The sequence below is a fragment of the Salmonella sp. SAL04157 genome, assembly GCF_046551635.1.
Classification (GTDB): domain Bacteria; phylum Pseudomonadota; class Gammaproteobacteria; order Enterobacterales; family Enterobacteriaceae; genus Salmonella; species Salmonella enterica.
On sequence record NZ_JBGDVS010000018.1, the window covers coordinates 24,286 to 35,723 of the forward strand.

Here is an 11,438-nt window from a genome sequence, read left to right on the forward strand (position 1 = left end):
GGTAATAAAAAAGAAATCGAGGCAAAAATGAGCAAAGTCAGACTCGCTATTATCGGTAATGGTATGGTCGGCCACCGCTTTATTGAGGATCTCCTTGATAAATCCGACGCTAGCCTGTTCGACATTACCGTGTTCTGTGAAGAACCCCGTAAAGCCTATGACCGTGTCCACCTGTCATCCTACTTCTCTCACCACACCGCGGAAGAGCTCTCTCTGGTGCGTGAAGGATTTTACGAGAAGCACGGCGTGAAGGTACTGGTTGGCGAACGCGCAATTACTATTAACCGTCAGGAGAAAGTGATTCACTCCAGCGCGGGTCGTACCGTTTATTATGACAAGCTGATCATGGCGACCGGTTCATATCCGTGGATTCCGCCGATTAAAGGCTCCGAAACCCAGGATTGCTTCGTTTACCGTACCATTGAAGACCTCAACGCTATCGAAGCCTGCGCCCGTCGCAGCAAGCGCGGGGCGGTGGTCGGCGGCGGTCTGCTGGGGCTGGAAGCCGCTGGCGCGCTGAAAAACCTCGGAGTGGAAACGCACGTCATTGAATTTGCGCCAATGCTGATGGCGGAACAGCTCGATCAGATGGGCGGCGAGCAGCTACGTCGCAAGATCGAAAGCATGGGCGTGCGTGTACACACCAGTAAAAACACGCAAGAGATTGTTCAGCAGGGTAACGAAGCGCGTAAGACTATGCGTTTTGCCGACGGCAGCGAGCTGGAAGTCGATTTTATCGTCTTCTCTACCGGTATTCGCCCACGCGACAAGCTGGCTACCCAGTGCGGTCTGGCCGTCGCGCAGCGCGGCGGGATCGTGATTAACGACACCTGCCAGACGTCCGACCCGGATATCTACGCTATCGGCGAGTGCGCCAGTTGGAACAACCGCGTTTACGGTCTGGTCGCACCAGGCTATAAAATGGCCCAGGTCGCCGTTGACCATATCCTCGGCAGTGAAAACGCCTTTGAAGGGGCGGATCTCAGCGCCAAGCTGAAGCTGCTGGGCGTGGACGTCGGCGGCATCGGCGACGCGCATGGCCGCACGCCGGGCGCGCGTAGCTACGTTTACCTCGATGAAAGCAAAGAAGTCTACAAACGTCTTATTGTCAGCGAAGATAACAAAACGCTGCTCGGCGCAGTACTGGTCGGCGACACCAGCGATTACGGCAATTTGCTGCAACTGGTACTGAACGCCATCGAACTGCCGGAAAACCCGGATTCGCTGATCCTGCCGTCGCACGCGGGCAGTGGTAAACCCTCTATCGGCGTGGATAAACTGCCGGACAGCGCGCAGATCTGCTCCTGCTTCGATGTGACTAAAGGCGATCTGATCGCCGCTATCAATAAAGGCTGCCATACCGTGGCGGCGCTGAAAGCGGAAACCAAAGCCGGAACCGGCTGCGGCGGCTGCATCCCGCTGGTGACGCAGGTACTGAACGCCGAACTGGCGAAACAGGGTATTGAAGTCAACAACAACCTGTGCGAGCACTTTGCTTATTCTCGTCAGGAACTGTTCCACTTAATCCGCGTGGAAGGCATTAAAACCTTTGAAGAACTGCTGGCGAAACACGGTAAAGGCTACGGCTGCGAAGTGTGTAAGCCGACCGTCGGTTCGCTGCTGGCGTCGTGCTGGAACGAATACATCCTCAAGCCGCAGCACACGCCGCTACAGGATACTAACGACAACTTCCTGGCGAATATCCAGAAAGACGGTACTTACTCGGTGATCCCGCGCTCGGCGGGTGGTGAAATCACCCCGGAAGGTCTGGTGGCCGTGGGGCGTATCGCCCGCGAGTTTAACCTCTATACCAAAATTACCGGTTCTCAGCGTATCGGTCTGTTTGGCGCGCAAAAAGACGATCTGCCGGAAATCTGGCGTCAACTGATTGAAGCGGGCTTCGAAACCGGTCACGCGTACGCCAAAGCGCTGCGGATGGCGAAAACCTGCGTCGGCAGCACCTGGTGCCGCTACGGCGTGGGCGACAGCGTCGGTTTCGGCGTGGAGCTGGAAAACCGCTACAAAGGCATTCGCACCCCGCACAAGATGAAGTTCGGCGTCTCCGGCTGTACCCGTGAATGTGCGGAAGCGCAGGGTAAAGATGTGGGTATCATCGCCACTGAGAAAGGCTGGAACCTGTACGTTTGCGGTAACGGCGGCATGAAACCTCGTCATGCGGATCTGCTGGCAGCCGATCTCGATCGCGAAACGCTGCTCAAGTATCTCGACCGCTTTATGATGTTCTACATCCGTACCGCCGACAAACTGACCCGTACCGCGCCGTGGTTAGACAACCTGGAAGGCGGCATCGACTATCTGAAATCGGTCATCATCGACGACAAGCTGGGCCTGAACGAACATCTGGAAGAAGAGATGGCGCGCCTGCGTGCAGCGGTGGTCTGCGAGTGGACGGAGACCGTCAACACGCCAGCGGCGCAGGTTCGTTTCAAACACTTCATCAACAGCGACAAGCGCGACCCAAATGTCCAGGTCGTCCCGGAACGTGAACAGCATCGACCGGCCACGCCGTATGAACGTATCCCGGTCACTCTGGTGGAGGAAAACGCATGAGCCAGTGGCAAAACATCTGCAAAATCGATGACATCCTGCCGGGAACCGGCGTCTGCGCGCTGTCAGGCGGCGAACAGGTGGCGATTTTCCGTCCTTACCATAGCGATCAGGTGTTCGCGATCAGCAACATCGACCCGTTCTTTGAGGCCAGTGTGCTGTCTCGTGGACTGATTGCGGAACACCAGGGCGAACTGTGGGTCGCCAGCCCGTTGAAAAAGCAGCGCTTCCGCCTGAGCGATGGTTTGTGCATGGAAGATGAGCAGTTCTCTGTGAAACATTACGACGCGCGGGTAAAAGACGGCGTGGTGCAGTTGCGCGGTTAATTATTTTTGGGAGGCGCAACGCCTCCCCTTTTTTGTATTTTTTTTCATTTTAATTGTTATCACAAAATCATTTGTACTGCATCGCGGCGGCAACTGAGCAAATCCCCAGGAGCATAGTTCACTATGTGACTGGGGTGAGCGAGGGCAGCCAACAAAGAGGCAGTGCAAAGGATGAAGTGAGAAAAGGATAATCAAATGTTTACAGACACTATCAATAAGTGTGCGGCTAACGCTGCGCGCATCGCACGCCTGTCGGCGAATAATCCGCTCGGCTTCTGGGTCAGTTCGGCAATGGCCGGGGCTTATGTCGGTCTCGGCATCATTCTTATTTTCACCCTCGGCAATCTGCTCGACCCGTCCGTGCGTCCTTTGGTAATGGGTGCCACTTTTGGTATCGCCTTAACGCTGGTCATCATCGCCGGTTCCGAACTGTTTACCGGCCACACCATGTTCCTGACGCTGGGCGTCAAAGCTGGCACCATCAGCCACGGTCAAATGTGGGCTATCCTGCCGCAAACCTGGCTCGGCAACCTGGTCGGCTCCGTCTTTGTCGCCCTGCTTTACAGCTGGGGCGGCGGCAGTTTGTTGCCGGTCGATACCAGCATCGTTCACTCAGTCGCGCTGGCGAAAACCACCGCGCCCGCCACGGTACTGTTCTTCAAAGGCGCGCTGTGTAACTGGCTGGTTTGTCTGGCAATCTGGATGGCGATCCGCACCGAAGGCACGGCGAAATTTCTTGCTATCTGGTGGTGTCTGCTGGCGTTTATCGCTTCCGGCTACGAGCACTCTGTCGCGAATATGACGCTGTTCGCCCTCTCCTGGTTTGGTCATCACAGCGACGCTTATACCTTGTCCGGAATCGGACACAATCTGTTGTGGGTCACTCTGGGTAATACTTTGTCCGGCGTCGTGTTCATGGGATTGGGTTATTGGTATGCTACGCCGAAATCGGAGCGTCCGGCTCCGGCAAAAATCAATCAGCCAGAGGCTGCTGCCAATAATTAAGGGGTAATGTCGTGGACCATTTGCCTATATTTTGTCAATTACGCGACCGCGACTGTCTGATCGTCGGCGGTGGCGATGTCGCAGAACGCAAAGCACGGTTATTGCTGGAAGCAGGCGCACGTTTAACGGTCAATGCGCTCACCTTTATTCCACAGTTCACCGTATGGGCAAATGAAGGCATGTTGACTCTGGTTGAGGGACCGTTCGACGAAACGCTTCTCGACTCGTGTTGGCTGGCGATCGCGGCCACCGACGACGATACCGTCAACCAGCGCGTCAGCGAAGCGGCGGAGTCACGCCGCATCTTCTGCAACGTGGTGGATGCGCCGAAAGCCGCCAGCTTTATCATGCCCTCCATTATTGACCGCTCGCCGCTGATGGTCGCCGTCTCCTCGGGCGGCACTTCTCCGGTGCTGGCGCGTCTGCTGCGCGAGAAACTGGAGTCGCTGCTGCCGCAGCATCTGGGGCAGGTCGCGCGCTATGCCGGACAACTCCGCGCCCGAGTGAAAAAGCAGTTTGCCACGATGGGCGAACGTCGTCGCTTCTGGGAAAAATTTTTCGTCAATGACCGGCTGGCGCAGTCGCTGGCGAATGCCGATGAGAAAGCGGTTAACGCGACAACCGAACACCTGTTTAGCGAACCGCTGGATCACCGTGGCGAAGTCGTGCTGGTTGGCGCCGGGCCGGGCGATGCCGGACTGCTCACGCTGAAAGGGTTACAACAAATCCAACAGGCGGATATCGTGGTTTACGATCGCCTCGTCTCCGACGACATTATGAACCTAGTACGCCGCGATGCCGATCGGGTCTTTGTGGGGAAACGCGCGGGTTACCACTGCGTCCCACAGGAGGAAATCAACCAGATCCTGCTGCGTGAAGCGCAAAAAGGTAAACGCGTGGTACGCCTGAAAGGCGGCGATCCCTTTATCTTTGGTCGCGGCGGCGAAGAGCTGGAAACGCTGTGCCATGCCGGTATTCCTTTCTCGGTCGTGCCGGGGATTACCGCGGCTTCCGGCTGCTCCGCCTACTCCGGTATTCCGCTAACCCATCGCGATTACGCCCAGAGCGTACGTCTGGTCACGGGTCACCTGAAAACCGGCGGCGAGCTGGACTGGGAAAACCTGGCGGCAGAAAAACAGACGCTGGTGTTCTACATGGGGCTTAATCAGGCAGCAACTATCCAGGAAAAACTGATCGCATTCGGTATGCAGGCCGATATGCCGGTTGCGCTGGTAGAAAACGGCACCTCCGTGAAGCAACGCGTCGTCCACGGTGTGCTGACGCAGCTCGGGGAATTAGCGCAACAGGTTGAAAGCCCGGCGCTGATTATCGTTGGCCGGGTCGTTGGTTTACGCGATAAATTAAATTGGTTCTCTAATCATTAATTAAAATAAGGCCCTGTTATTCAGGGCATTATTTTACAACTACTCGTAACCCCAAATTATTTTTACTTAAAATTAAATTAAGCAATCCATTTTAAATACACCATGTGAATTTAAATATTAATAATATTGCGTAAAAACCCTTTTATTCGTCAAATTCCCCCATCATTCATTCACCTAATAAATAACACCGTTAAGCACTCAATTTGACCTGACCTGGTTATCGGGTGATAAAATAAACACTAAAGCATAATTTTCTTCTGGCCATTTCATCATTGCCTGTATCGCTCTCTGCATATGTTTAGTACGCAAGGAAAATATTAATTAAGGATGAATCCTATGCAAAAGAAAAAACTTATTTCTATCGCGATCGCTTTAACGCTACAAAGTTATTACATTCCGGCCATCGCCGCAGAAAATAACGATGATGAAAAAGAATGTCCCAGTAATATCTCCTCCCTGCCTAAAGAAAAACGCGCAAAACTCTCACCGACCTGCCTTGCTACATTACCTGAAAATGATAATCACTGGGGCTGGGTTGCTGGCGGCGTTGCTGCGCTGGTCGCAGGTGTGGCTATTGGCGTTGAAAATAACGGTGGCGGAGATTCTAATCATTCTTATACCCCCCCTACGCCCGACGATGGCGGCAACGTCACTCCGCCCGACGATGGCGGCAACGTCACCCCGCCCGACGATGGCGGCGATGATGATGTCACCCCGCCCGATGATAGCGGCGATGACGATGTGACCCCGCCTGATGATAGCGGCGATGACGATGTAACCCCGCCTGACGATAGCGGCGATGACGATGTGACCCCGCCCGATGATAGCGGCGATGACGATGTGACCCCGCCTGACGATAGCGGCGATGACGACGACACGCCCACAGATAATTCTGTTACTACCTTCAGCAACGGCGTCACCATCGATAAAGGCAAAGACACCCTGGCCTTCGATAGCTTCAAACTGGATAACGGCAGCGTTCTCGAGGGCGCCGTGTGGAATTATTCAGAACAGGATGACCAGTGGCAGTTGACCACCGAAGACGGCAAAACGCTGAACGTCACCGGCTGGGACGTGACTGACGCCAATGCCGCCGTGATTGAAGGCACCCAGGAAAACGGTCTCTACTGGAAGTACGACAGCCGGGGCTATCTGATTATTGCCGACGATAACACCACGGTTATCACCGGCGACGGCGAATCGCATACCTCCGATCGCGGCATGGATATCAGCGGCCAGGATCGCACCGGCGTGATTATTTCCGGCGATCGAACCGTCAACACGCTCACCGGGGACTCCAGTGTGACCGACGGTGCCACCGGCATGGTGATCTCCGGCGACGGCACCACCAACACCATTTCGGGCCATTCAACGGTAGACAACGCCATCGGCGCGCTGATTTCCGGTAATAATACCACCACCGATTTCTCCGGCGACATTACCGTGAGCGGCGGCGGCACCGCCATCATCATCGACGGCGACAACGCCACGGTTCAGAATACTGGTACCTCCAGTATCAGCGGCGCAGGTTCCACCGGCACCACCATTGACGGCAATAACGCGCGCGTCAGCAACGACGGCGATATGACCATCACCGACGGTGCCACCGGCGGCCATATTATCGGCGACAACGCGGTTATCGATAATGTCGGGGACACCACCGTCAGCGGCGCGGGGTCCGCTGCGTTGTATGTCGATGGCGATAACACGCTCATTATCAATGAAGGCGATCAGACCATCTCCGGCGGCGCGACCGGTACGCGAATTGACGGCAGTAAGGCCCGTATCGCCAATACCGGCGATATCGCAGTGGATGGCGCAGGCTCTGCCGCTGTAGTTATCAATGGCGACAACGGCAGTCTGACCCAGGCGGGCGATCTGCTGGTCACCGACGGCGCGATGGGTATCATCACCTACGGTACCGGAAATGAAGCAAAAAATACCGGTAACGCCACCGTCCGCGATCAGGACTCGGTGGGTTTTGTGGTCGCTGGCGAACAAAACGCCTTCCGCAACAAAGGGAATATTAACGTCAGCCTCAACGGCACCGGCGCGCTGGTGAGCGGCAATACGTCACAGGTTACGCTGGATGGCGATATTAACGTTATTTCCGTGCAGGACAGCGATGGCGTATTCCGCGGCGCGACGGGCGTAAACGTGAGCGGCGACAGCAACACCGTCAATATCGCAGGCAACGTGAATATGAGCGCTGAGTTCGAGCAAAATTCTTTGATCGCCGGCGATACCCCGCTAACCGGCGTCACCGTTAACGGCGCCAACAACGATATCACCCTTGATGGCACATTTGACATCAACGTCGGCGATCTGTCGACAGTCAGTGGACAAGCGTTGAGCGTTATCGGTCTGAACGTTACGGGCGAGGGTAACAACGTAGATATCCGCGGCGGTATTAGCATTACCCATAGCCAGAATACGGATGGCTCGGTCAGCATCGTCACAGGCATCAATCTCAACGGCGACAGCGAAGTTACGCTAAGCGGTCAGTCCACAATAGATACAGCCACCATGATAGGAGGCGCTGTCACACTGGCCAAGGTCAGTAACGGCGGTTCTCTGATTCTGGATGACAATTCAATCATTGATATTAATGTCAATTATATAGATGTTAGCGCTTCCATTAACAATGCGCTATTAGTCGCTAACGGAGAAAATTCATCAATTGCGAACCAGGGCGATATCACAAGCCACGGCGTCTATTCCATTATGCGCGTCGACAATGGCGCAACTATCAGCAACAGCGGTGAGATCCTGGTTTACGCAACCAGTAACGGCGGCGGCGACGATCGTACTGCCGTTGCCCGCGCCGACGACGCAGGTTCGGTAATTCATAACCAATCTGGCGGTGATATCACCATCATATCTGACCAGCAACCTGTAAAATATAAAGGTTTTTCCTTTTTCCCGCTGAAATGGTACAACCATACCTTCTATGCAATGCTCGCTTCTGGATATGGCGATGTTGTCAATGATGAAGACGCCGCCATCCATTTGCAGGGCGCAGGCGTATATGGCGTTAGCGCCATCAAAGGAGCGGCGCTAAACGCAGGCGATATTTATCTGGATGGTTTTGTCCCGACGCTGGACGATGAAGGTGATATTACCAGCACAAGCTACTGGCATCCGTCATCGCTCTATCTCACCAGTGCAGGTATGGTCGCAGGCTCAACTGATGGCGGTGACGGCGACGCCACAGCCACCAATACCGGCACCATTAACGTTAATAACGCCGGGTTCGGCATGATGGCGCTCAATGGCGGAACCGCCATTAACCAGGGCACCATTAATCTCACCGCCGATGAGGGCGTCACCAAAATTGATGATAACCAGCTGGTCGGCATGGCGGCGCTCAACGGCGGGACCGTCATCAACGATACCACTGGCACCATCAATATCGATGCCTCTTACGGTAAACCGTTCCTGGCCGACAACAACAGCAGCGTGATTAACTACGGCACCGTGTGCTTTGACAGCAACTGTCAGAGCAGCGACCAGTACAACCCGACCGACAGCAACGTCTCCCTGGCTTTTGCTGATGGCGATGTCATTACCGCCGCAGGTGAAACGCTTACTGGCGAAACCATTATCACCAGTCCGATCGCAACGCAGACCGTACACGTCACCAACGCAGGCATCGTCAGCGGCGGCAAGGTCACCGTCAGAAATTACGGTGATGTCACCAACGAGTCCACCGGCAGCATCAGCAGCGTCGGCATCGACAAAGGCGGCGTCTATACCAACGAGGGAACAACGGCTGCCGTTTCCGTAGACGGCGGCGTGTTCAACAATACCGGCACCGTGACCGGGAAAACGGGGACCACGGTAGCGGGTTCCATTATCAACAACAGCGGCTCCATGAACGCGGTTGAGCAGTGGGCCAGCACCATGAATAACACAGGCACAGTGTCGGCCTGGGTCGGCGCATCGGGCAGTACGGTACTGAATAACTACTCAGGCGGCGAAATCGATAAGCTGAACTTTACCGGTGCCGCAACCGTTAATAACGCAGGGATCATCAACAATGGTTCTGTTGATAAAGGCGGTACGTTTAATAACCTCGAAGGCGGCGTTGTAACGCTAATAAACGACGGCCTGTGGGCTGGCGCCTTCAATAACTGGGGAACGGTGAATAGCGATGCCGATATCGCCACCGGCGGGAGCGGGCACACCCTGTATAACGGCAGCACCGGTGTTATTAACGGGCAGATCACCACGGCGAAAAATAACGGCGGCAGCAAGGCGATTAACGACGGCACCATCAACATTGATAAAACCGGCAATGTGGCGATGTCGGCGCATGGCAGCGCGAAGATGGTCAACAACGGTGAAATTAACGTCGGTACTAAAGGCACCACGCAGACCGGCATGGTCGGGATGCAGCTTGAGTCTGATGCCAAATCCGATGCGGTTATCGAAAACAACGGCACTATCAATATCTACGCCAGCAATTCTTATGCATTCAGTCAACTGAGCAGCAACGGCCATATCGTCAACAACGGTACGGTCTATATTGATGACAGCGTAACCGGCTCCGGCTTTATCAAGCAGAGCGGTAAAACCATCGAAGGCAGCGGTGAAAACGGCGACGGTACGGAAGTGCATTATGTTGACTTCATTGCGCCAACGGAACCGACCATTAACGATGGCATGGCGACCGTGACAACCGGCGACAGCGCAGGCTCATCCACCACCAACAACCTGTCCGGCTACGTGGTCGGCACCAGCGCCGACGGCAGCGCCGGTAAGCTCAAGGTCAGCAACGCCAGCATGAACGGCGTGGAAATCAACACCGGCTTTGCCGCAGGTACCGCCGACACCACCGTCAGCTTCGACAACGTGGTCGAAGGCAGCAACCTGTCTGACGCCGGCGCTATCCAGTCCACCACCGTGGTGTGGAACGCACAGGGAAGCCAGGACAGCGACGGCAACGTTGACGTCACGATGACCAAAAACGCCTATGCCGATGTGGCGACCGACGCCAGCGTCTCCGGCGTGGCGAGTGCGATCGACGCCGGTTACACCAACAACGAGCTGTATACCAGCCTCAACGTTGGCACCACCGCCGAACTGAACAACGCCCTGAAACAGGTCAGCGGCGCTCAGGCCACCACCGTGTTCCGCGAAGCGCGCATCCTCAGTAACCGCTTTAACATGCTGGCCGACGCGGCCCCGCAGATTAAAGACGGCCTGGCGTTTAACGTAGTGGCGAAAGGCGACCCGCGCGCTGAACTGGGCAACGACACTCAGTACGACATGCTGGCGCTGCGCCAGAAGCTGGATTTGACCACAAGCCAGAATCTGACGCTGGAGTACGGTATTGCGCGTCTGGATGGCGACGGTTCGAAAACCGCGGGCGATAACGGCCTGACCGGCGGCTACAGTCAGTTCTTCGGCCTGAAGCACAGCATGGCGTTTGATGAAGGTCTGGCGTGGAATAACAGCCTGCGTTATGACGTGCATAACCTGGACAGCAGTCGCTCCGTCTCGTATGGCGACACCAACAAGGTGGCGGATTCCGACGTACGTCAGCAGTACCTTGAGTTCCGCAGCGAAGGGGCAAAAACCTTCACTCTGATGAGTGATACGCTGAAAGTCACGCCGTATGCCGGGGTGAAATTCCGTCACACCAAGGAAGATGGCTACAAAGAGCGCAGCGCCGGAGATTTTAACCTGTCCATGAATTCTGGCAACGAAACGGCGGTAGACTCTCTTGTCGGCCTGAAGCTGGATTACGCCGGGAAAGACGGCTGGAGCGCCACCGCTACCCTGGAAGGTGGCCCGAACCTGAGCTACAGCAAGAGCCAGCGTACAGCGTCATTACAGGGTGCGGCGGGTCAATCGTTCGGCATAGATGACGGTCAAAAAGGCGGCGGAGTTAATGGCCTGGCAACCATCGGCGTGAAATATAGCAGCAATGATACTGCGCTACATCTGGATGCGTACCAGTGGAAGGAAGACGGTATCAGCGATAAAGGCTTTATGCTTAACGTTAAGAAAACATTTCGTTAAATAAACGACATTATATAACACTAATACAGGCCGCTTATTATTAAGCGGCCTTTTTTGTCTATGGAAAACCCCCAGCTAGGCTGGGGGTTCCGGAAAGCTTTCAGCTTTAAGCCAGTTATTAAAACCC

Annotated in this window: 5 protein-coding genes; all 5 read left to right on the top strand. The window is 55.2% G+C overall.

Annotated elements, in window-relative coordinates:
- The first annotated feature begins 27 nt into the window (after positions 1-27).
- The 5 genes from nirB (at position 28) to ACLJRE_RS23005 (ending at position 11,311) form a co-directional block, all read left to right on the top strand.
- The gene (gene nirB, locus ACLJRE_RS22985) at positions 28-2,571 is read left to right on the top strand and encodes an NADPH-nitrite reductase large subunit (RefSeq protein WP_000049255.1); all 2,544 of its coding nucleotides are present in this window, start codon (positions 28-30) and stop codon (positions 2,569-2,571) included.
- Positions 2,568-2,894 (top strand): nitrite reductase small subunit NirD, encoded by a 327-nt coding sequence (nirD, locus tag ACLJRE_RS22990; protein ID WP_000084814.1) that lies wholly within the window; start codon positions 2,568-2,570, stop codon positions 2,892-2,894. The genes nirB and nirD overlap by 4 nt, the downstream gene beginning before the upstream one ends.
- Positions 2,895-3,089: 195 nt before the next feature.
- Entirely contained in the window at positions 3,090-3,899 is an 810-nt protein-coding gene (gene nirC / locus ACLJRE_RS22995; protein ID WP_000493571.1) for a nitrite transporter NirC, read from the top strand.
- Between the two features lie 11 nt (positions 3,900-3,910).
- Positions 3,911-5,284, top strand: a complete 1,374-nt coding sequence (gene cysG / locus ACLJRE_RS23000) for a siroheme synthase CysG (RefSeq protein ID WP_000349904.1) — start codon at positions 3,911-3,913, stop codon at positions 5,282-5,284.
- Positions 5,285-5,620: 336 nt separating this feature from the next.
- Entirely contained in the window at positions 5,621-11,311 is a 5,691-nt protein-coding gene (locus ACLJRE_RS23005) for an autotransporter domain-containing protein (RefSeq protein WP_023212320.1), read from the top strand.
- The last annotated feature ends 127 nt before the right edge of the window (positions 11,312-11,438 follow it).